General features: G+C 64.6%; 18 protein-coding genes and 2 tRNA genes. 5 read left to right on the forward strand and 15 right to left on the reverse strand.

Going from position 1 to position 21253, the window contains the following annotated elements; genetic code table 11:
• Positions 1 to 27 precede the first annotated feature (27 nt).
• From rseP to rpsB, 8 genes are all read right to left on the reverse strand, one after another.
• Positions 28 to 1398: an RIP metalloprotease RseP gene (gene rseP, locus V9L20_RS18045; RefSeq protein WP_337297637.1), complete on the reverse strand. Its 1371-nt coding sequence runs from the start codon at positions 1396 to 1398 to the stop codon at positions 28 to 30.
• A 24-nt stretch (positions 1399 to 1422) separates the two neighbouring features.
• Positions 1423 to 2610, reverse strand: a complete 1188-nt coding sequence (gene ispC / locus V9L20_RS18050) for a 1-deoxy-D-xylulose-5-phosphate reductoisomerase (RefSeq protein ID WP_337297638.1) — start codon at positions 2608 to 2610, stop codon at positions 1423 to 1425.
• Complete coding sequence (locus tag V9L20_RS18055) at positions 2607 to 3452, reverse strand: phosphatidate cytidylyltransferase (RefSeq protein WP_258506680.1); 846 nt, start codon at positions 3450 to 3452, stop codon at positions 2607 to 2609. Before V9L20_RS18055 ends, ispC begins: the two co-directional genes overlap by 4 nt.
• A gap of 29 nt (positions 3453 to 3481) precedes the next feature.
• Positions 3482 to 4225: a polyprenyl diphosphate synthase gene (uppS, locus tag V9L20_RS18060; protein ID WP_337297639.1), complete on the reverse strand. Its 744-nt coding sequence runs from the start codon at positions 4223 to 4225 to the stop codon at positions 3482 to 3484.
• Between the two features lie 8 nt (positions 4226 to 4233).
• Positions 4234 to 4803 (reverse strand): ribosome recycling factor, encoded by a 570-nt coding sequence (gene frr, locus V9L20_RS18065; RefSeq protein ID WP_126749810.1) that lies wholly within the window; start codon positions 4801 to 4803, stop codon positions 4234 to 4236.
• An 11-nt stretch (positions 4804 to 4814) separates the two neighbouring features.
• Positions 4815 to 5537 carry a UMP kinase gene (pyrH, locus tag V9L20_RS18070; protein ID WP_012747709.1) on the reverse strand — a complete coding sequence of 241 codons (723 nt, stop codon included), beginning with the start codon at positions 5535 to 5537 and terminating at the stop codon, positions 4815 to 4817.
• A gap of 102 nt (positions 5538 to 5639) precedes the next feature.
• Complete coding sequence (tsf, locus tag V9L20_RS18075) at positions 5640 to 6563, reverse strand: translation elongation factor Ts (protein WP_337297640.1); 924 nt, start codon at positions 6561 to 6563, stop codon at positions 5640 to 5642.
• 81 nt (positions 6564 to 6644) lie between these two features.
• Positions 6645 to 7397 carry a 30S ribosomal protein S2 gene (gene rpsB, locus V9L20_RS18080; protein ID WP_126749808.1) on the reverse strand — a complete coding sequence of 251 codons (753 nt, stop codon included), beginning with the start codon at positions 7395 to 7397 and terminating at the stop codon, positions 6645 to 6647.
• 221 nt (positions 7398 to 7618) lie between these two features.
• Between rpsB and V9L20_RS18085 the strand changes: the two genes are divergently transcribed.
• From V9L20_RS18085 to V9L20_RS18095, 3 genes are read left to right on the forward strand one after another with little or no spacing between them, the layout of a single operon-like run.
• Complete coding sequence (locus V9L20_RS18085) at positions 7619 to 8944, forward strand: amidase (RefSeq protein ID WP_337297641.1); 1326 nt, start codon at positions 7619 to 7621, stop codon at positions 8942 to 8944.
• Positions 8945 to 8994: 50 nt separating this feature from the next.
• Positions 8995 to 10251, forward strand: coding sequence for a D-amino acid dehydrogenase (locus V9L20_RS18090; protein WP_337297642.1), 1257 nt, complete (start codon positions 8995 to 8997; stop codon positions 10249 to 10251).
• A gap of 48 nt (positions 10252 to 10299) precedes the next feature.
• Complete coding sequence (locus tag V9L20_RS18095; protein ID WP_337297643.1) at positions 10300 to 11763, forward strand: NAD(P)H-hydrate dehydratase; 1464 nt, start codon at positions 10300 to 10302, stop codon at positions 11761 to 11763.
• A 7-nt stretch (positions 11764 to 11770) separates the two neighbouring features.
• Here V9L20_RS18095 and V9L20_RS18100 read toward each other — a convergent pair whose 3' ends face one another.
• Positions 11771 to 12535, reverse strand: coding sequence for an SDR family oxidoreductase (locus tag V9L20_RS18100; protein WP_337297644.1), 765 nt, complete (start codon positions 12533 to 12535; stop codon positions 11771 to 11773).
• A gap of 62 nt (positions 12536 to 12597) precedes the next feature.
• Entirely contained in the window at positions 12598 to 14865 is a 2268-nt protein-coding gene (rnr, locus tag V9L20_RS18105) for a ribonuclease R (RefSeq protein ID WP_337297703.1), read from the reverse strand.
• Between the two features lie 80 nt (positions 14866 to 14945).
• Here rnr and V9L20_RS18110 point away from each other — a divergent pair.
• Together V9L20_RS18110 and V9L20_RS18115 are read left to right on the forward strand one after the other, a co-directional pair.
• A tRNA-Leu gene (locus tag V9L20_RS18110) sits at positions 14946 to 15030 on the forward strand.
• Between the two features lie 552 nt (positions 15031 to 15582).
• The gene (locus V9L20_RS18115) at positions 15583 to 15975 is read left to right on the forward strand and encodes a YkvA family protein (RefSeq protein WP_258506696.1); all 393 of its coding nucleotides are present in this window, start codon (positions 15583 to 15585) and stop codon (positions 15973 to 15975) included.
• Positions 15976 to 16313: 338 nt separating this feature from the next.
• On the opposite strand, the gene rimO is transcribed toward V9L20_RS18115, so the two are convergent.
• From rimO to V9L20_RS18140, 5 genes are all read right to left on the reverse strand, one after another.
• Positions 16314 to 17720, reverse strand: coding sequence for a 30S ribosomal protein S12 methylthiotransferase RimO (rimO, locus tag V9L20_RS18120; protein WP_337297645.1), 1407 nt, complete (start codon positions 17718 to 17720; stop codon positions 16314 to 16316).
• Positions 17721 to 17761: 41 nt separating this feature from the next.
• Complete coding sequence (gene phaR / locus V9L20_RS18125; RefSeq protein ID WP_041946121.1) at positions 17762 to 18322, reverse strand: polyhydroxyalkanoate synthesis repressor PhaR; 561 nt, start codon at positions 18320 to 18322, stop codon at positions 17762 to 17764.
• Between the two features lie 73 nt (positions 18323 to 18395).
• Positions 18396 to 18764 carry a hypothetical protein gene (locus tag V9L20_RS18130; protein ID WP_337297646.1) on the reverse strand — a complete coding sequence of 123 codons (369 nt, stop codon included), beginning with the start codon at positions 18762 to 18764 and terminating at the stop codon, positions 18396 to 18398.
• Positions 18765 to 18932: 168 nt separating this feature from the next.
• Positions 18933 to 19009 (reverse strand) — tRNA-Val (locus V9L20_RS18135).
• Between the two features lie 48 nt (positions 19010 to 19057).
• Positions 19058 to 21247, reverse strand: coding sequence for a RelA/SpoT family protein (locus V9L20_RS18140; RefSeq protein WP_258508456.1), 2190 nt, complete (start codon positions 21245 to 21247; stop codon positions 19058 to 19060).
• Between the last annotated feature and the right edge of the window lie 6 nt (positions 21248 to 21253).

Raw genomic sequence — 21253 nt, forward strand, 5'->3', positions numbered from 1 at the left:
GCCGGCGCGGAAAGGGCCGGCAGAAAGTTAACCAAAGAGCCGCGTGACGTCGTTGAAAAGTGCGACCGACATCATGACCAGCAGCAAAGCGACACCGCCGCGCTGAAGCCGTTCCATCCAAGCGTCAGAGACGCTCTTGCCGGTCAGGCCCTCCCAAAGATAATACATCAGGTGTCCCCCATCGAGGACCGGCAGCGGCATGAGATTGAGCACACCCAGGCTCACGCTGATCAGCGCAAGGAACACCAGGTACTGGGTCAGCCCGAGGCTTGCGGACTTGCCCGCATAGTCGGCGATCGTGAGCGGCCCGCTCAAGTTCTTGAGCGAAGCTTCGCCGATGACCATCTTGCCCATCATGCGGACGGTGAGCGCCGAGACCTCCCAGGTGCGCACAATGCCGCGCCAGACACCATCGACGGGGCCCTGCCGGACCGTGACCATTTCGGGCGGCGCGCCCACGTAGGCGCCGATCCGGCCGACCTTCACGCCCGCCTCTTCACGCAGCTCCGGCCTGACTTCGAGCTCGACCAGCTGGCCGCCGCGCTGCACCTGCCAGGTTTGAACGCGCGGCTGATCGCCATCGATCGAAGTCCGGATCAACTCGCGCAATTGCTGACCGTCGACGATGGGCGTGTTGCCGATGGCCCGGACCAGATCGCCATTGCGCAGGCCGGCGCGTTCTGCGGCGCTGCCCGCCATGACCTCACCGATCTCGGGACGCGTGAGCGGAGCGAGCACGCCGATCTTGCGGAACATCTGCGGGTCGGCGTCCTTGGCCTGCATGCGGCTCAGCGGCAGCACGATCTGGCGTTCGGGCCGGCCGCCCTCGCCTGCGATTTCAAGCGTCAAGTCCTGGCCGTCGAGGGCGCCGCGCGTCATGCGCCAGCGAAGGTCTTCGAACGACTGCACCGGCTCCAGGTCGCCGTCGAAGCCGGCGCGCGTGATGTGCTCACCGCCGCGCAAGCCTGCGGCTTCCGCGAGCGAGGCCGCAACGGGGCGGGCCAGCTTGGCGACGGGCTCATCCACGCCGATCCAGTTGACGGCTGTATAGAGCACCACCGCGAGCAGCAGGTTGGCGATAGGCCCGGCGGCGACGATGGCCGCGCGCGCACGCAGCGGCTGGGTGTTGAAGGCGCGGTGCCGTTCTTCGGGTGCTACCGGCCCTTCGCGCTCATCGAGCATCTTGACGTAGCCGCCAAGGGGGAATGCACCGATGACGAATTCGGTCGACTGGCCGGGATGCTGGCGCTTGGGCTGCCAACGGTACAGCGTCTTGCCGAAGCCGACCGAGAACCGCAGCACCTTGACGCCGCAAGCGACGGCGACGCGATAGTGGCCGTATTCGTGCACGGCAATCAGCACGCCGATGGCAACCACAAAGGCTATGACAGTGAGCATCCGAGTCCTCGGTTGTCCGGCGTATCAGGCCGCAAAGCGCAGCGCCGCGGCATTGGCGGCCGCACGGGCACTGGCATCGAGCGCCAGCAGGTCCGCCAGCGATGCGGGCTTGGAGGGAGAAATGGCTTCCAAAGTTTCCATGTTGACCGCATGAATGCGATCGAAGCGAAGCCGCCGGTCAAGAAAGGCCTCGACTGCGACTTCGTTGGCTGCATTGAGCACCGCCGTGGTCCCGGGGGCCGCGCGAAGCGCGTGCCAGGCCAAGCCCAAGCCCGGGAAGAGCGCTGCATCGGGCGCATCAAAGCTCAGCGCCGCCATCTGGCGGAAGTCCAGGCGCCCCGCCCCGCTTTCGATGCGCTCTGGCCAGGCCAGGCCGACGGCAATGGGCACGCGCATGTCGGGCGTGCCGAGTTGCGCAATGACCGAGGCATCGGTGAACTGGACCATCGAATGCACCACGCTCTGCGGATGGATGACCACCTCGATCTGTTCAGGCAGCACGCCGAACAGGTGGCGGGCCTCGATCACCTCGAGCGCCTTGTTCATCATGGTCGCGGAATCGACCGAAATCTTGCGCCCCATGACCCAGTTCGGATGCGCACAGGCCTGCTCAGGCGTTACCGTGCCCAGGGTGCCGGGCGCGCGCGTGCGGAACGGGCCGCCCGAAGCGGTCAGGATGATCTTGTCGATGCGCCGCGACCAGGTGGACGGATCTTCAGGCAGCGACTGGAAGATGGCCGAGTGCTCGCTGTCGATCGGCAGCAGCGTGGCGCCGCCCTCGTGCACGGTGCGCATGAAAAGCTCGCCGCCGACCACCAGCGCCTCTTTATTGGCCAGAAGAAGCCGCTTGCCGGCGCGCGCGGCAGCCAAGCACGGCCCAAGGCCCGCAGCGCCCACGATGGCGGCCATGACGGCATCGACCTCTTCGTGAGATGCTATTTTTTCTATAGCATCAGGACCGCTCAGGACTCTCGTCGGGAGATTGTTCCGTTCGAGCTTTTCCGCCAGCAGCGCCGCATGCGACGCACTGGCCATGACCGCGAAACGGGGCGAAAACCGCGCGCATTGCGCCAGCAACTCGTCGACCTTGGTCGCTGCGGAGAGTGCAAAAACCTCGAAGCGCTCGGGGTGCCGAGAGATGACGTCGAGCGTGCTGACCCCGACCGAGCCGGTCGAGCCCAGCACCGTGATGCGTTGTTTGGGTGTGTTCACAAGGAAGCCAGCATCATTGCGATGGGAAGCGCCGGCAAGAGGGCATCCACGCGGTCGAGCACGCCGCCGTGGCCCGGCAGCAGGCGGCTGCTGTCCTTGGCGCCGGCACTGCGCTTGATCAGCGATTCGACCAGGTCGCCGACCACGCTCATCGCGGCCAGGAACACCACGCCCACGAGCAGCAGCCACCAGCCGCGCTCATGCAGCCGGGTGTAGAGGCTTGCCACGGTTGCGCCGGCCGCCCTGTCGGCCCAGACCCACGCAAAGGCCAGCACCACCACGCCCGCCATGCCGCCCCACACGCCTTCCCAGCTCTTGCCGGGGCTGATGGCGGGTGCGAGCTTGCCGCGGGTGAACTTGAGGCCGAAGGCGCGTCCCGCGAAATACGCGAAGACGTCGGCCACCCAGACCAGCACAAGAATGGAAAGCAGAAAGTTGATGCCGACCATGCGCGCCTGCACGGCCGCGAGCCACGCCACCCAGAGCGCCAGCAACCCGCCAACCAGCCGCAGGCCGCGCGGAATCCGGGGCCAGCCCGGCACTGCGACGCGCAGCAGCGCGGCACCACCGAGCACCCAGGCCGCGCTGGCCAGCAGCCACATGAGCATGAGTGGCCGCTCGAGCAATCCGAGCCACCACGACAACGCGCAAAGCGCCACCGTTTCCAGGCCAAGGAACACCGACAGTTGCTGCCCGTATCCGTTGAGGCGGCCCCATTCCCAGGCTGCGGCACCGATCAGCACCAGCATGACGCAGGCAAAAGGAACGTGCGACGGATAGAAGAGCGCCGGCAGCAAGATCGCCAGCAGGACGATGGCCGTGAGGATGCGTTGTTTGAGCATGCGGCGGTATTTCGGGCCGTTGAAGGCCGTCAGGCCAACTGGCGATCTGAGGTGGAATCGCTGCCGGCCGTGACCTGCGCGGAAGTCTTGCCGAAACGGCGCTCGCGAACCTGGAATGCGGCAATTCCCGCGTCCAGCTCGGCTTCGTCGAACTCCGGCCACAGCTTGTTGCTGAAGAAAAGCTCCGCATAGGCGCTTTGCCACAGCAGGAAGTTCGACAGGCGCTGCTCGCCGCCGGTGCGAATGAGCAGGTCGGGGTCGGGCACATGGGCCAGGGCCATGGCGCGATCGAGGTTGGCTTCGGTAAGCGGCTCGCCCTGCTCCGCCAGCTTGGCGGCCGCGCGTGCAATGTCCCACCGGCCACCGTAGTTGAAGCAGACGTTGAGGACGAGCTTGGTGTTCTGCGCGGTTGCCTCTTCGGCATCGACCAGGCCTTGCACCATTTTCTTGGAGAGCCCTGCCCGTTCGCCGACGAAGTGCAGCCGCACGCCGTCACGGCTCAGCTTGGGCACCTCGCGCGCGAGCGCGCCGACCATGATTTCCATGAGCCCCGAAACCTCTTCAGGCGGCCGGTTCCAGTTTTCGGACGAGAACGCGAACACCGTGAGAACGCCCACGCCGCGGTCGACACAGGCCCTGACGCATCGGCGCAGCGACTCGACGCCCTGCTTGTGGCCTGCCACGCGAGGCAGGAATCGCCGCGTGGCCCAGCGTCCGTTGCCATCCATGACGATGGCAATGTGGTGGGGAATCTGCGGCAAAGACGAGGCCATGCGCAGCCTCAAACGGCCATGATCTCCGCTTCCTTGGCCGCGACCAGCCGGTCGATTTCCGCAATGTGGCGGTCGGTGACCTTCTGGATCTCGGCCTCGGCGCGCTTCTGGTCGTCCTCGGAGGCGAGCTTTTCCTTGACCAGCTTCTTGACCGCTTCGTTAGCGTCACGGCGTAGGTTGCGCGTGGCGATCTTGGCGCTTTCGCCTTCGTTGCGGACCAGCTTGGTCATCTCCTTGCGGCGCTCTTCGCTCATCGCGGGAAGCGGCACGCGGATCAGGTCGCCCATCGACGCCGGGTTCAGGCCCAGGTCGCTTTCGCGGATGGCCTTTTCGATCTTGGCGCCCATGCCCTTTTCCCAGGGCTGGACGCTGATGGTGCGCGAGTCGAGCACCGACACGTTGGCCACCTGGCTCAGGGGAACCTGCGAGCCGTAGTACTCCACATGGATCGAGTCGAGCAGCGCGGAGTTGGCGCGGCCGGTACGGATCTTGGTGAGGTTGTTCTGGAACGCAGCCAGCGACTGGTTCATCTTCGCATCGGTCGTGCTGCGAATTTCTGCAATGGTAGGGGTCGTCATCTCAATACTCCTCAGGCATGCACCAGCGTGCCTTCGTCCTCGCCCATGACGACGCGCTTGAGTGCGCCGTTCTTGAAGATCGAGAACACCTTGATCGGCAGCTTCTGGTCGCGGCACAGCGCAAAGGCCGTCGCGTCCATGATGCCGAGATTTTGCGCGATTGCCTCGTCGAAGGTGAGCGTGGAATAGCGCGTTGCATCCGGATGGGTCTTGGGGTCGGCGGAGTAGACACCGTCGACCTTGGTCGCCTTGAGCACCAGCTCGGCGCCGATTTCCGCACCGCGCAGTGCGGCGGCCGTGTCGGTGGTGAAGAACGGATTGCCGGTACCCGCGGCAAACACCACGACCTTGCCTTCTTCGAGATACTGCAGCGCCTTGGGCCGCACGTAGGGCTCGACCACCTGCTCGATGGCAATGGCGGACATCACGCGCGCCACAAGCCCTTGTTTGTTCATGGCATCGGCCAGCGCCAGCGAGTTCATCACGGTGGCCAGCATGCCCATGTAGTCGGCCGTGGCGCGGTCCATTCCGACCGAGCCTCCCGCGACACCGCGGAAGATGTTGCCGCCGCCGATGACAACGGCGACTTCCACGCCCATGTTCACCACTTCGGCCACCTCTTCGACCATGCGGACGATGGTCGCACGGTTAATACCAAAGGCATCGTCTCCCATTAACGCCTCACCCGACAGCTTCAACAAGATTCGCTTGTGGGCTGGACGGGGATCAGACATGGGCAATTTCCTTACTTGGGTTGGCGGGGGCGAGTGTAGAACGAGGCGGTGAAAAAGCGGCGGCACACGCACGTGCGCCGTCGCTTTGGGGCGTAACAGTTTTTACGCGGCGGCCTTGGCGGCAGCAACTTGCGCCGCCACTTCGGCTGCGAAGTCGTCGACCTTCTTTTCGATGCCTTCGCCAACCACGTAAAGGGTGAAGCCCTTGATGGTGGTGTTAGCGGCCTTGAGCATCTGCTCGACGGTCTGCTTGTCGTTCTTCACGAACGGCTGGTTGTGCAGCGAGACTTCCTTCAGGTACTTCTGCACGCCGCCTTCGATGCGCTTGGCAACGATGTCGGCAGGCTGCGCCTTCTTGCCTTCGGCTTCGGCCGTCTTGCGGTCTTCCTCGGCCTTGCCGGCGGCAACAGCGCGCTCTTTCTCGATCAGGTCGGCAGGCACGTCGGCGGCCGAAATAGCGACCGGCTTCATGGCGGCAATGTGCATTGCCACGTCCTTGGCCGACGTTTCGTCGCCCTCGAACTCGACCATCACGCCGATGCGCGTGCCGTGCAGGTACGAAGCCAGCTTGCCGTTGCCGGCAAAGTGCTTGAAGCGGCGGAAGCTCATGTTCTCGCCGATCTTGCCGATCAGGCCCTTGCGCACGTCTTCGAGCGTGGGACCGAAGCCGTCCTGCTCATAGGGCAGCGCGCCGAGCGCAGCGATGTCGGCGGGGTTGTTCTTGGCGACCAGCATCGCCGCAGCGTTGGCCATGGCCAGGAAGCTGTCGTTCTTGGTGACGAAGTCGGTTTCGCAGTTGATTTCGATCATGCCGCCGGCCAAGCCTTCGACAAACGCCGTGACCACGCCTTCGGCGGTGATGCGGCCCGAAGCCTTGCCAGCCTTGTTGCCGAGCTTGATGCGCAGCAGCTCTTCGGCCTTTTCCATGTTGCCGTCGGCCTCGGTCAGGGCCTTCTTGCATTCCATCATGGGCGCGTCGGTCTTTGCGCGCAGTTCGCCGACCATGCTTGCGGTGATTGCAGCCATTGTTCTATCTCCGTGTCCAAAAAATCAGATTAAAAAAAAGGGGCACCAAAGCCCCTTCTTCAGGCGCGTGAGAGCACTCGATCAGGCCGAGGCGCCCTCTTCGACTTCGACGAATTCGTCGCTGCCTTCGGCGATGGCCTTGACCACGTCACCGGTGGCGCTGTTGCGGCCTTCGATGATCGCATCGGCGATGCCGCGGGCGTACAGCGTGACGGCCTTCGACGAGTCGTCGTTGCCGGGAATGACGTAGTCGATGCCTTCGGGCGAGTGGTTGGAGTCCACCACGCCGATCAGCGGAATGCCGAGCTTCTTGGCTTCTGCCACGGCGATCTTGTGGAAGCCCACGTCGATCACGAAGATGGCGTCGGGCAGCGCGGTCATGTCCTGGATGCCGCCGATGTCCTTTTCGAGCTTCTCGATTTCACGGGTGAACGTGAGTTGCTCTTTCTTGCTCAGGCTTTCGAGGCCGGCTTCTTGCTGGGCCTTCATGTCCTTCAGGCGCTTGATCGAGGTCTTGACCGTCTTGAAGTTGGTCAGCATGCCGCCGAGCCAGCGGGTGTCGACAAAAGGCACGCCGGCGCGGCGGGCTTCGGCAGCCACGATTTCACGAGCCTGGCGCTTGGTGCCGACCATGAGGATGGTGCCGCGGTTGGCGGTGAGCTGCTTGGCGTACTTCATCGCGTCCTGGAACATCGGGAGCGACTTTTCCAGGTTGATGATGTGGATCTTGTTGCGATGGCCGAAGATGAACGGGGCCATCTTGGGGTTCCAGAAGCGGGTTTGGTGACCGAAGTGGACACCGGCTTCCAGCATTTCGCGCATGGTGGTCGACATTGAAATTACTCCAAAGGTTGGGTCTAAAATCCAGCCCGTTTTGCGCCTCCTTCGAATGGAGTCACAACACCTTGATTGGGCCGGTTTGCGAATGTGTCTGGCTGGGTGCGGCGAGAGCCGTCGCATGATCAGCGAAACCCAACGAGTATAGCACGGCCCGTCCTGTCCTTTCCCCTTTCCACCCCCCGGAACCGAGCCGTCCGCGCCCTCGCAGCCCACCCATGAACGACCTTCACGCCGCCCGTTTGAACCTTCTGGCAGGCGGCAGCGATGCACGCACCGAAATGGAGCGCGCCATCGAGATTTCCGAATCCCCGGCGTGCAACCACGTTTTCACCCGCACGCTGTTCGACGAAGCGCGCCGGCAAGCCGACCGGCCGGCGCTGCGAAGCAGGCTCTCCGGGCTTGCATTCACCGTCAAGGACCTGTTCGACATCGAAGGACAGCCCACTCCCGCGGGCTCCGTGGTGCTTTCGCACGCCCCGGCCGCCAAGGCGGATGCCGTGGCCGTGGCGCGGCTGCGCGCTGCGGGCGGCGTGCTGACCGGCCGCACCAACATGACCGAGTTTGCTTTCTCGGGCGTGGGCGTCAACCCGCATCACGGCACCCCGGCCAATGTGAGCGACTCGGTCACGCCGCGCATTCCGGGAGGCTCTTCTTCCGGCGCCGCCATTTCGGTTGCCACCGGCGCGGCGTTCATCGGGCTGGGTTCCGACACCGGCGGCTCGATCCGCATTCCCGCGGCGCTGAACGGCATCGTGGGCTTCAAGAGCACCGCCCGACTCGTTCCGGCCGACGGCGCCCTGCCGCTGTCGACCACCCTGGACACCGTTTGCGCCATGACGCGTTCGGTGCGGGATGCCGTCACCGCGCACGAAATCCTCGCGGCGCGCCGCGTGACTGCCGGCGCAGCCGCTCTGGGCGCATACCGGCTGGCCGTGGTGAAGAACGTGTTTTTCGACAACATCGAGCCCGCCGTGGCCCGCGCCTTCGAAGGCGCGCTGCGGGCACTGCGCGCCGCCGGCGCCCAGATCGAGGAAATCGAGCTGCCGGAATTGGCGCAGCTGCAAGCCATCAACGCCACCGGCGGCTTTTCGGCGGCCGAGTCTTATGCCTGGCACCGGCTGTTGCTGGAACGCAGCGGCGCCGGCTACGACCCGCGCGTTGCGCAGCGCATTCTCAAAGGCGCCGGCATGAAGGCGCACGAATACATCGACCTCCTGAATGCCCGGCACGCGTGGATTGCCCGCGTCGAAGCGGCGCTCGCGCCCTACGACGCCGTGCTGTCGCCGACCGTGCCGATCACCGCGCCTCCCATCGCGAGCGTGGCGCCGGGCGCCGAGCACGACGACGAGTTCTTTCGCATCAACGCACTGCTGCTGCGCAATCCGTCGATCGTCAACATGCTCGACGGCTGCGCCATTTCGCTGCCCTGCCATGCCGCCGGCGAGTTGCCCGTCGGTCTGATGCTGTGGCACGCCGCACTGCACGACGACGCCGTTCTCGCGATTGCCTTACAAACGGAACACGCACTGCGAAGACAATAGCTGCACGCCTACCGACGGGCGTCAGCCATCTCTTCTTACTCAAGCATTCAATGAAAATCGCGATCGTGGGCGCCGGCATCATCGGCGTCACCACCGCCTGGGAACTGGCTTCGGACGGCCATGAAGTGTCTGTGTTCGAGCGCCGCGGCGCAGCGGCCGAGGAAGCCAGTTTTGCCAATGCGGGCGTGGTCGCACCGGGTTATGTAACGCCGTGGGCCGCACCGGGCATGCGCGCCAAGGTGCTGCGTTCGCTGCTTTCCTCCCACGGCGCCATCAAGCTGCGCTGGCCGCTGAATTCACGCGATATCGGTTGGATGTCGCGCTGGCAGAAGGCCTGCAAGCTCGAAACCTACCTGGCCAATCGCGCCCGCATGCAGCGGCTGGCGTTCTACAGCCGCACCCGCCTGCACGAGGTGACCGAGGCGCGTGAACTCAGCTACGAGCGCAGCGACGGCTACCTTGTGCTGCTGCGCTCCAAGCGCGAGAAAAAGCTGGTGCAGCCCGGCCTCGACGTGTTGCGAGCGGCGGGCAGCGTCTTTCGCGAAGTCGACGCCGACGAGGCCCGGCGCATCGAACCCGCGCTCAGCACCGATACCGCGCTTGCAGGCGCCATCTACTTGCCCGAGGACGAAGTGGCCAACTGCCGCCAGTTCGCGCTGCTGCTAAAGTGGGAGGCCGAGGCACTCGGCGCTCAGTTCCATTTCAACTGCGACATCGCGCCGCTGAGCCGCGCCGACCCCACTTCCGTTTCGCTCGCAAGCGGTTCCCCACCGTTGCGGTTCGATGCCGTGGTGGTGTGCGCCGGGCTGGCCTCGGCTGCGCTCGTGCGGCCGCTCGGGCTTCGGATTCCGCTCGCACCGATCTACGGCCACTCCATCAGCGCGCCGATTCGCGAATCGCTCAACGCGCCGCGCAGCGCGGTGATGGACGAGCGCTACAAGGTCGCGATTTCGCGGCTGGGCCAGCGCGTGCGCGTGGCCGGGAGCGCCGAAATCGGCGGCTCGCTGAGCACGATGAACCCGTCCGCGGTGCAAACGCTCTACAAGGTGCTGCACGACTGGTTTCCCGGCGCGGTCACGCTGCAATCGGGCGTGCAGCAATGGAAAGGCGCGCGGCCGATGCTGCCCGACGGCCCCCCGGTACTCGGCGCCAGCGGCGTGCCGGGCGTCTGGCTCAACCTGGGCCACGGCTCGAGCGGCTGGGCGCTGTCGTGCGGCAGTGCGCGGGTGGTGGCCGACCTGATCGGGGGCCGCGATGCCGGAGTCGACCTCGAGGGCCTGGGCGTCGAGCGGCTCCATCTTTCCTAAAGCTTCCACAGCACTCCTGCCTGGGCACATGGGCGGCAAAATGGCCTGATGCAACGCATCACGTCCGACACCGTCGCCGACCTTTTCGATATTGCGGCAACGCGGCGCATCGAGCAGGCCGCCGCAGCCGCCCTGCCCGCCCACACGCTGATGCAGCGCGCCGGCCTTGCCGTGGCGCGGCTGGCCATGGCGGTCGCGCCGCATGCACGCACCGTATGGATCGCCTGCGGGCCGGGAAACAATGGCGGCGACGGTTTTGAAGCGGCCGCGCAGCTGCAGCACCGGGGCTTTTTGCCGATCGTCACGTTCGCCGGTGATGAAAGTCGTCTGCCGCCAGACGCGAAGGCATCGCTGCAGCGGGCCAGGGATGCTGGCGTGATCTTCTCGCCGAAGCCGCCCGCCGTCTATGGATTGGCCATCGATGCGCTGCTCGGCATTGGCGCCACCCGCCCCGTCGAGAATGCCATGGCCGAATGGCTGCGGCAGATGCATGCGACGACGCAACCGGTACTGAGTGTCGACGTGCCGTCCGGGTTGAACGCGGACACCGGCGTTTCGAGCATCGCCCCTCATTCGGGTGCCGCATCGTCCCGCTTCTGCATCACCTTTCTGACCCTGAAGCCAGGCCTTTTCACCGCGCAAGGCCGCGATGCCGCCGGCACGGTCTGGTTCGACGACCTGGGTTGCGGCGGCGGCATCGCTGAACAGCCCGCCGCGCGCCTTGCGGGCCGGCCGACGGCCCCGCCACGCAGCCACGCATCGCACAAAGGCAGCTATGGCGATGTTGCGGTGATCGGCGGCGCACCCGGCATGGCCGGCGCCGCGCTGCTGGCCGGATCTGCTGCGCTGCATGCGGGCGCCGGTCGCGTGTTCGTCGGGCTGCTCGACCCGAGTGCGGCTCCTGTCGACCTTGCACAGCCCGAGTTGATGCTGCGAGACGCCGATGCGCTCGATCTTTCAGGCATGACAGCGGTCTGCGGGTGCGGCGGAGGCACCGATGTGCGCGCGGTGCTGCCACGCGTGCTGGCGACAGCGGCTGCACTGGTGCTCGATGCCGATGCATTGAACGCCATAGCGGGCGACAGCGCATTGCAGGCGCAACTGGCATCACGCAGCCGACGCGGAAAGCCGACCGTCATCACACCGCATCCGCTCGAAGCCGCGCGCCTGCTGGATTGCACGGCCGCCGACATTCAAGCCGATCGGCTGGCAGCAGCCGGCGAACTGGCATCGCGCTATGGCGCAGTTGCCGTACTCAAAGGCTCGGGAACGGTCATCGCCGACAACAGCGGCGCGCCGCCCGTGATCAACCCGACCGGCAATGCCGCGCTCGCAACCGCCGGCACGGGCGACGTGCTGGCCGGGATGATCGGCGCCGCGATGGCGTCAAAACAGTCGCCATTCGAGGCTGCGCAAAGCGCCGTCTGGCGCCATGGCCACATTGCCGACACCTGGCCGGCCGATGCCCCCCCGCTCACGGCCGGGGCACTGGCGCGCCAGGCACCCGGCTGACGAGCTTCTAGCCGCGCCCGACGAAGGGCATCTTCGTCGCCATCACGGTGTGGAACAGCACGTTGGCTTCCAGCGGCAGGTTTGCCATGTAGAGCACCGACTGCCCGACGATCTTGACGTCCATCAGCGGCTCGATCGCCAGTTCGCCGTTGGCTTGCGGCACGCCCTTGGCCATGCGCGCTGCCAGTTCGGTCATGGCATTGCCCACATCGATCTGGCCCACTGCAATGTCGTACTTGCGCCCGTCGAGCGACGCGGTCTTGGTGAGGCCCTCGACCGCATGCTTGGTCGCCGTATAGGCAGGCGAATTCGGCCGAGGGGCCGTGGCCGAGATGGAACCGTTGTTGATGATGCGGCCACCGCGCGGGGTTTGCGCCTTCATCGTGCGGAACGCCTGCTGGATGCAGAAGAACATGCCGTTCAGGTTGATGTCGACCACACCGCGCCATTGCTCCGGCGTCCAGTCTTCGAACGGACCCGGCGGGTTGCCCACGCCGGCATTGTTGAACAGCAGATCGACGCGGCCGAAGCGTTCGACCACGGCCGCGAACAGCGCCTGCACCGATTCGGCATTGGCCACATCGGTGGGTACCGCAAAGGCGCGTGCGCCGGCGCCGGACTCTTCCGCCACCTGCTCCAGCGGCTCGGGGCGGCGCCCCGCCAGCGCCACGCTCCAACCGTCGGCCAGCAATTCCAGCGCCGCGGCGCGTCCGATGCCCGAGCCGGCACCGGTGACGATTGCGATGCGGCCCTTGTTGTTTTCCACGCTCATGTTTCAGTGTCTCCTTCTCAGCTTGTCTGTATTGCTTGTGTATGGGTGCGATGCGTTGTGCGTCATGTGCGACGCGGTGGCTTGCGGCCCTTCATCTTGTTTGCGGCCTTCTTCACCGCCGACTTGAAGGCCTGCATTGCCGATTGGGGCCCGGGAGCCGCAGTCACCGCGCGATCGGCGCGCTGCTCGGGGGCCGCCTCGGCCTTGTGGCGCGAGCTGCGCTTGGCTGACGCCTTGACCGGCACGCCGGCCGAGTTCACGCCCTTGTCCTTCATGGCACGCGCCGTGAGCTCTTCGCCCTCGCGCACCAGGCGGAAATCGATCTTGCGCCCGTCCAGATCGACACGGCTCACCTGCACCCGCACACGGGTGCCGATGGCATAGCGGATGCCGGTGCGCTCGCCGCGCAGTTCCTGGCGCATTTCGTCGAACTTGAAATACTCGCCGCCGAGTTCGGTGATGTGCACCAGTCCCTCGACATACATGGCGTCCAGCGTCACGAAGATGCCGAAGGTCGTGGCCGCGGTGACCACGCCGCCGTATTCCTCGCCCAGATGCTCGCGCATGTACTTGCACTTGAGCCATGCCTCGACGTCGCGGCTGGCTTCATCGGCGCGGCGCTCGTTGGCGCTGCAATGCAGGCCGGCCGCTTCCCAGGCCAGCACTTCCTTGGTGGGCGCTACCGTGGCCTTCTGCGGCTTGGTGGTCGGCGCCTTGACGCGCGAGGCCAGCCGCTTGGCGAGCTTGGCATGCGCCTCGCCCGGCGTCGGCAGCATCGGCAGCTGATAGCGCGTCTTGCCGAGAATCGCCTTGATCACGCGGTGCACCAGCAGGTCCGGGTAGCGCCGGATCGGGCTCGTGAAGTGCGTGTAGGCCTCGTAAGCCAGGCCGAAGTGGCCGCTGTTGATGGGCGTGTAGATGGCCTGCTGCATCGAGCGAAGCAGCATGGTGTGGATCTGCTGCGCGTCGGGCCGCTCCTTGGTGGCTTCGGCAATCGCCTGGAACTCGCCGGGCCGCGGGTCGTCGGTAATGCTCAACCCCACGCCCATGGCTTTCAGGTAGCCGCGCAGAATTTCTTTCTTCTCGGGCGTCGGGCCCTCGTGCACACGGAACAGGCCCGGGTGCTTGCCTTCGGCGATGAAGTCGGCGCTGCACACGTTGGCCGCGAGCATGGCTTCTTCAATGAGGCGGTGCGCCTCATTGCGCGTGCGCGGCACGATCTTCTCGATGCGGCCCGCGTCGTCGCAAATGATCTGCGTCTCGGTGGTTTCGAAGTCGACCGCGCCCCGCTTGCCGCGCTGCTTGAGCAGGGCCTTGTAGACGTCGGCCAGGTTCAGCAGGTCCTTCACGCGGTCCTTGCGCTTGGCCGCCTCGGGGCCGCGCGTGTTGCCGAGAATGGCCGCCACCTCGGTGTAGGTGAAGCGTGCGTGGCTGAACATCACCGCCGGATAGAACTGGTAGGCGTAGATTTCGCCGTCGGCGGCCACGAGCATGTCGCACACCATGCACAGGCGCTCGACCTCGGGGTTCAGCGAACACAATCCGTTCGAAAGCTTTTCCGGCAGCATCGGAATAACGCGGCGCGGAAAGTAGACACTGGTGGCACGGTCGTAGGCGTCGATGTCGATCGCCGATCCGGTCTGCACATAGGCGCTGACGTCGGCAATGGCAACCAGCAGGCGCCACCCCTTGCCGCGACCAACCTTCGCGGGCTCGCAGTACACGGCATCGTCGAAGTCGCGTGCGTCTTCGCCGTCGATGGTGACCAGCGGCACGTCGGTCAGATCGATGCGGCCCTTCTTGTCGGCGGGGCGAACCTTCTCCGGCAATGCCTTGGCTTCGGCCAGGCATTCCGCGGAAAACTCGTGCGGCACGCCGTACTTGCGCACGGCAATCTCGATCTCCATGCCCGGGTCGTCGATCTCGCCAAGCACTTCCTTCACGCGGCCCACGGGCTGGCCGAACAGGGCCGGCGGCTCGGTGAGCTGCACCACCACAACCTGCCCCACCTTCGCGGGACCGGTTGCGCCCTTGGGGATCAGTACGTCCTGTCCGTAGCGCTTGTCTTCGGGCGCGACGAGCCAGATGCCGCCTTCATGCAACAGGCGGCCAATGATCGGCTGCTCGGGGCGCTCGACAATTTCGACCACCCGCCCCTCGGGACGACCGCGCCGGTCTTGCCGCACCACGCGCGCCTTGACGCGGTCTTTGTGCAGCACTGCACGCATCTCGTTCGGGGGCAGATAGATGTCGGCTTCGCCGTCATCGCGCTGCACGAAACCGTGTCCGTCGCGATGTCCCTGAACAGTTCCTTCAAATTCATCCAGCAGACCGCTGGAGTGGCCATTATTTTTGATATGATTCTCTCTTTCCTGAAATTCAAAACATAACTGCTTCGGCAGCTATGTGGGCCCAGATGGCGGAATTGGTAGACGCACTAGTTTCAGGTACTAGCGAGTAACATCGTGGAGGTTCGAGTCCTCTTCTGGGCACCACCCCTACCAAGCTGAAACCCCTGTGAATCTGTGATTTACAGGGGTTTTTTCTTTTCCCTGGGAACATGATCGAGGGATGTTCTCCCTCACGAAAGCCGGTCACGGCCAAGGCAGGCCAGACCGACGGCAATCCGCCGCATTCGCGCACGCCATCGCAGTCCCGAAGCGGGAGTTTTTGCGCAACGGTTTTCGACGACACGGATTCGGACAAGTGGAACGGGCTTCGTCTCATGAAGTGATGCAGCAACCTGCTCACCGAGGAGCGGCTTTTCGCCATTCTGACGCAGTACATCGACGAATGATCGCGCACAGTCTCATGAAGCGCGGCAACCGAGTCAATACACCGCGTTGCCAGTAAAGGTGAACCGCAAACCCAACCTGATGAGCGCGGCGTTCAACTCGCTGCGATCACAAGATGGATCTGCGGAGTTGCGACAGGCCTTGGAGCCCGCCGTGCACCTTACCACGCCAAGGTTGCGACCCGATCCACCAATCGATCGTTCCCCCCTGCCGTCCGCCATACTCGAGCCGCCTGACCGCCCCTCCTCGTCCATGTCCATTTTCCAAAACATCCGACAGTGGGCTTCGCGGATCAAGCGCGACGCCGTCACGCTTTGGTTTGCCTACCGGCATCCCGGCACGCCCTGGTTCGCAAAGGCCCTTGCGGCCTTTGTGGTCGCGTATGCGCTGAGCCCGATCGATCTGATTCCAGATTTCATTCCGGTACTTGGCTATCTGGACGACGCCTTGCTGTTGCCTGGCCTGATCTGGCTGAACATCCGGCTCATTCCCACGGGCGTCCTCGAGGAATGCCGTGCCCGCGCGGACGCGTGGATGAAAGAGCAAGGCGCTAAGCCCCGGAGCATCGTCGGCGCGGTTCTCGTCCTTTCGATCTGGATCGCCGTCGGCGTTGCCTTATGGGCCTGGTTAAACACGCTGAACTAGCCGTATTACGGTACAGGCGACTCTCAGTCCTCAAAAAGTGTGGCGAAAGTCACACTTTTCCATCAATATGCTTCTAAAGGTAACTTGAAAACGCACAAAAGGTTACGTTTGGTTTGAAAATATGGGCATCAAACCTACTGGAAACCCATCGTGATCGCAGCATTCACCTTGTTAATCGGCATGTTCCTCGGCGCGTTGTTCATGAGCCTTCTGGTCATTTCGCGCTCGGATGACTGACAACCGCCGGGCCGTGGCCGCCCCGCCCAAGCCAATCGAAAAGCCCGCTTCCGCGGGCTTTTCTTTTTGAGTCTTGACTATGCAAATCAGGACAGAACGGCTCAGATCGGCAAAGCGATCAGATCGTGGCCTTCGGCACCCATGATGCGGGCCTTGGTGAACTCACCCACCTTGAGCGTCTTGCTGATCTTTTCGGGTGGCAGCAGGCGCACGGTGCCGTCGATCTCGGGCGCGTCGGCGTAGGTGCGGCCAACGCCGCCCTTGCGGCCCATGCCGGGCGCTGAATCCACCAGCACCTGCATCGTTGCGCCGATGCGCTGTTGCAGCTTGGCAATCGACACGGCTTCAGCCACTTCCATGAAGCGGGCACGGCGTGCTTCGCGCTCGGCCGCCGGCAGCATGCCGGGAATGTCATTGGCCGTCGCGCCTTCCACCGGACTGTAGGCAAAGCAGCCCGCCCGGTCGATCTGCGCTTCGCGAATGAAGTCGAGCAGGTGCTCGAACTCCTGCTCGGTCTCGCCGGGAAACCCGGCGATGAAGGTGCTGCGGATCACGAGTTCAGGGCAAACCTCGCGCCAGCGCGCGATGCGCTCCAGGTTCTTCTCGCCGCTGGCGGGCCGCTTCATGCGCTTGAGCACATCGGGGTGGCTGTGCTGCAGGGGCACGTCGAGGTAAGGCAGCACCTGCCCGCTCGCCATCAACGGAATGATCTCGTCCACGCTTGGGTACGGGTACACATAGTGCAGCCGGACCCATGCGCCGTACGGCTCGGCAATTTCTCCCAGCGTACGCACCAGTTCGAGCATGCGGGTCTTGACCGGCTTGCCGTCCCAGAATCCGGTTCGGTACTTCACGTCCACGCCGTAGGCCGAGGTGTCCTGGCTGATCACCAAGAGCTCCTTCACGCCGCCCTCGAACAAGGCCTTGGCCTCGCCGAGCACGTCGCCGACCGGCCGCGACACCAGGTCGCCGCGCATCGAGGGAATGATGCAGAAGGTGCAGCGGTGGTTGCAGCCTTCGCTGATCTTCAGGTACGCGTAGTGGCGCGGCGTGAGCTTGAGGCCGGCAATGCCGAAGGTGTTGGGAACCAGATCGACGAACGGGTCATGCGGCTTCGGCAGGTTGGCATGCACCGCATCCATCACTTCTTGCGTGGCGTGCGGGCCGGTCACGGCCAGCACGCTCGGGTGCATTTGCCGTACCAGATTGCCGCCCTGATCGCCCGTCTTGGCGCCAAGACACCCTGTGACGATGACACGGCCGTTTTCCGCCAGAGCCTCGCCGATGGTGTCCAGGCTCTCCTTCACCGCATCGTCGATGAAGCCGCAGGTGTTGACGATCACCAGGTCGGCGCCTTCGAAGGTCTTGGCCGTCTGGTAGCCCTCAGCGCTGAGCTGGGTCAGGATCAATTCGGAATCGGTAAGGGCCTTGGGGCAGCCCAAGCTCACAAAACCGACCTTGGGGGCAGCCGGCGTGGCGGTACGTTCGGGGGAGGCAACTTCGCTCATATATGCCTCTATTGTCCCAGCTATCGGCCGGGACCGGGATTTCAGGGGCGTTTGATGCCGAATGCGCCCAGAACCTGCTCGGTGTTCTTCTGCATCTGTTCCTGCATTTGCAGGAACACGTTCTTGGACTGCTCGACGTAATTGCCCATCAGCCCCTGGAGCATCGGCGACTGCATGGTCATGAAGCGCGACCACATTTCGGGCGTCAGGCCTTCGGCCTTTTCGGCGAGTTGGGCCTGCACTTCGGTCATGGCCTGGATGTTCTTCTCGAGGTACGGCCCCATGTAGCCCTGCATGGCTTGCCCGTAGAAACGGATGATGTTGGCCAGCACCTGCTCGGTGAACATGGGGGCCCCGCCCGCCTCTTCTTCGAGAATGATCTGCAGCAGGATGCTGCGCGTGAGGTCGTCCCCGGTCTTGGCATCGCGCACCACGAACTGGGCGTTCTGTATCACCAGCTGCTTCACCTCGGTGAGCGTGATGTAGGTGGATGTCTCGGTGTCGTAGAGCCTTCGGTTGGGGTACTTCTTGATTACACGTTGCACCGGCTTGACCCCGGACTTCTTGCTCTGCACTGCGGACTCCTTCACATGGATGCCCATGTCATCCGATCAATTCTAGGTAGCGGTTTTGCTGCATCGCGACAAGGTTTACCCTGACCGCGCATCCGCTGCCTCAGTCGGGCGTTGTCGCGTATTCGGCGCCGCAGGCATTGCAGCCGGCGCTCTCGGGGCGCTCCGCGGTCGCCTCTCGAAAACGCAATGGGCTCTTGTGGCCGTACACGACCCAGCAACGCGGGCAGTGTTCATGGCCGGCCGTGGGCAGGTAGGCACGGGAGCGCTGTTCGGCACGCTCCTGCGTCACTGCAATGCCCTGCTGAAGGGCGCGCGCAATTTCGCGCGCTGCCATGGTTTCGGTACGGCCGCTCGCGTGGTCGTTGATGCCGTAGACCGCGCGTGCAAATTCAATGGGGGCTTGCCGGAGCAATACGGCCAGGCGCATCTCGGCATGAGCCCGATCAACCAGCGTTGATCGCGTATTCATCAGATCGCTTATCAAGAAATTGGAAAAGGTTTGCAGAGCGGCCAAGGTAGCACAACAACATGGCCATGGTCTTTGTCTGCTTACCGCAAGGACGATTGAGACACCGGGGAACCCGGTGAAAGCTCTGTTCAACAGACCCGGTGGTTGGCCGGAAGTTGAAACAGAAATTGGTAGGCGCGATTGGACTCGAACCAACGACCCCCACCATGTCAAGGTGGTGCTCTAACCAGCTGAGCTACGCGCCTAAGGATGTGTCCGAGAAGCAGCTATTGTAGCAGGAGAAAACGCGCTTTTTAGCGGCGACGTGCAGATCGCACACCGGCAACCGCCGTCACCACGCCAAGCACCTGCGCAAGCCGCGCGGCATCGGAGATTTCCACAGTGAAAGTCATCCACGCCGTGCCCTTGACCGATTGGGTCTGCACGCCGATCACGTTCATCTTCTCTCGTGCGAACACATCGGAGATATCGCGCAGCAAGCCCTGGCGGTCGGCCGCTTCCACGGCCACGTCGACCGCATACATCGGTGCTTCGCCGCCCTTGGCAGCGCCCCACTCGACATCGATCACGCGCTCGCCGTCGCGCGAAGCCATCATTCGGAAGTTGCTGCAGTCGGTGCGATGGACGCTCACGCCGTGGCCGCGCGTCACAAAGCCGCTGATGGCATCGGGCGGCGCGGGCTTGCAGCACTTGGCCAGCTGCGTCATCAATGAAGACACGCCCACCACCAGCACGCCGCCCTTGCCGGACTTTTCGCTCGCGCGCGGCTTCTTGAGCTGCACGCCGTCGTCGGGGTTGGGCGCGGGCTCCGGCGGACGCAACAGCATCTCGATGTTGCGCAGCGAAAACTCGTCCTTGCCTACGACTTCGAACAGATGGTCCGCCGACTTGAACCCCAGTTGCGAAGCCAGGTCTTCCAGCCGCGTGGAGGTCTTGCCTTCGCGCTGCAGCAGCTTCTCGACGGCCTCGCGCCCGCGCGCCACGGTTTCGTGCGTGATCTGCGCGTTGAACCACGCGCGCACCTTCGCGCGGGCGCGGTGGCTTGCAAGGTAGCCGAGCTCGGCGTTGAGCCAATCCCGCGAAGGACCGCCCTCCTTGGCCGCGATGATCTCCACCGTCTGCCCGTTGGACAGCGGTGTATTCAGCGGCACCATCGCCCCATCGACGCGCGCACCGCGGCACCGGTGGCCGAGCGTGGTGTGCACGGTGTAGGCAAAGTCGACCGGCGTCGCTCCCTGCGGCAACTCCACAATGGCGGCGTCCGGCGTCAATACATAGATGCGGTCGTCGAAAAGGCCCTGGCCCTGCGAGCCGCCCGAAAGATCGCGCTCCCATGCCAGCAGCTGCCGCAGCACGGCGATCTTGGCGTCGTATTCCCCGCTCGCCCACACGCCCGCATAGCCCTTGTGCCCCGCCTCCTTGTAGGCCCAGTGCGCGGCCACGCCGTGCTCGGCATGGTCATGCATTTCTTCCGTGCGGATCTGAATCTCGATCGGCTTGCCAGGCTTGCCGTCGACCACCTCGCGCACCACGGTGTGCAGCGACTGGTATCCGTTGGGCTTGGGCCGAGCGATGTAGTCGTCGAACTCTTCGTCGATCGGCAGGAAGTGCGAGTGCACCCAGGCCAGCGCCGCGTAGCAGTCCTTCACGTCGGGCACCACCACGCGCAGCGCGAGGATGTCGAACACCTGCGCAAAGTCGAGCGACTTGCCGCGCATTTTCTTGACGATGCTGTAGATGTTCTTCGGGCGTCCCTGCACCGTGGCACGCACGCCCTCGGCCTGCAGTTCGCGTTCGAGCTGCGAGCGCAGTTGCTCGATGTGGCCTTCCCGCTCGACGCGTTTCTCGTCGAGCAGGCGCGCAATCAGCTTGTAGGTTTCGGGTTCCAGAAAGCGGAACGAGAGATCTTCGATCTCCCACTTCACCTGCCAGATGCCCAGCCGGTTGGCCAGCGGCGCAAACACCTGCAGCGATTCGCGCGCCACGCTCTCGGGCGCGGGCTGCTTGCTGGCCGCTGCATGCCGCAAGGTCTGCAGCCGCGAAGCCAGGCGCAGCATCACCACGCGCAGGTCGCGTGAAAACGCGAGCAGCATCTTGCGCACGTTCTCGGTCTGCGCCCCCGCGCCTTCGGACAAATGATGGCCTTGCGAAGCCGACCGCGCCTGTTCCTGCACGCGGACCAGCTTGGTGGTTTCCACCGCCAGCGCCGCAAAGTTGTCGCCGAACACCTTGGCGATCACCTCCTGCGGGCGGTTGAGGTGCTGGCAGGCGTACACCAGGTAGCTCGCGGCCTGCATGGCCTCGGAGCCGCCCATCTTCGCGACGATGGCCGCCACCGCATCGGCGTGCGCCAGCGTGTTTTCGCCGGTGTCGAGCTTTTCGTCGGCAATCAACGGTTCGGCAAAAGCCCGCGCGCGCGCGAGCATGTTCTCCATGACCGGGGTGCGGTCGGCCGTTGCGGCGGACAAGGGATAGTCCACCATGACCGC

This window comes from Variovorax sp. CCNWLW225 (genome assembly GCF_037204045.1).
GTDB lineage: Bacteria > Pseudomonadota > Gammaproteobacteria > Burkholderiales > Burkholderiaceae_C > Variovorax.